We start from the raw sequence: 1,114 nt of genomic DNA on the forward strand, positions 1-1,114 counted from the left end.
CTTTCGGCATTGCCCCCAAAAGAACTAGCGTATTCTACCAAGTCTTCATAAGTCACTTTTTTGAGCGGCTTGTCCAGAAAATCCAGAAATCGCCTAGTGTATCGCTGGTAAGCCCGAATAGAAGACGACGCTTTTCCCTCCAACCACAGCGCAATCAACTTCGCCTCCGCCTGCGCTACTGGCAAGGAAGCGATCGCCTTTCTATGGGCTGTTATGTGGACTAGAGAGAGTGTCATTTTTATTACTCCCTTAATAATCAGACACAATAGTAGTTTCGTCTGGTTTTATAGTGTCTGATTTTTATTGTCCTTTAAAATGGGCGTTTCAACTCACCCTCAAGCGACTGAAAATTTCTCGATTTTTGCGTATAGTACACCTCTAATACTGAGGAGCGTGACAAACACAATACTGTTATGCAATTGTTCAGCAGGGTATTTATTTTGAAAAACCTAAAAATAGGTGAAAACAAATAAACTAAAAATGACTTTATAGTTAATAAATGATATAAAAGGGTCAAAGAGCGGACTCCAAATTCGATATACAAATACTACATTTGTATTTTTTGGTTAAAAAATCGACAAAGGTGCTTATTTAAAAGAACTTGTACAAAATTCTTCCCTACTTATGTTGCTTCAGTACCAATCGGAATAGGGGGTTTATTTACGCCGCAGTGTACTACTTTTTCAGCGCTATCACGCTATAAAACTATAGAGTCATTTTTAGTTTATTTTTTGAGAGTGGTTTGATAAAAGAAAGGCAGGAGGCAGAGGGCAGGAGGCTCAGTTGGAAGAAAAGGTACAAACCGAACTACGTTCCGCAACGCTTTCGCCCCTAGTGGGCGAAAAAGTAGGAATATTCTTTTCGCGTTGCGGCACGAAGTGCGATGCACAGCACGAGAAAAGATGCGTCCGTAGCACAAACCTCTTCCCTTCATGGGAGAGGTGTCCCTTCTGCCAACTGAGCCTCCTGCCTCCTGCCTTGCCGCCTTTGGCGGCTTGATTGCTTTGTGTTTAAGACACTTTTTTTTCTAGAACCGCAAACGGGAGCTAGAGAAGTAGTTTCTCAAGAATTGCCAAGGCACTTACCAGTAATGAAATGCCCCGCCGTCGCTTAC

1 pseudogene is annotated in these 1,114 nt (G+C 42.2%); it reads right to left on the reverse strand.

Features of this window, described 5'->3' with window-relative positions:
* Positions 1-236, reverse strand: a pseudogene (locus tag VB740_RS18225) (integrase); the annotation flags it as partial.
* Positions 237-1,114 lie beyond the last annotated feature (878 nt).

The organism is Nostoc sp. UHCC 0251, assembly GCF_034932245.1.
GTDB lineage: Bacteria > Cyanobacteriota > Cyanobacteriia > Cyanobacteriales > Nostocaceae > Nostoc.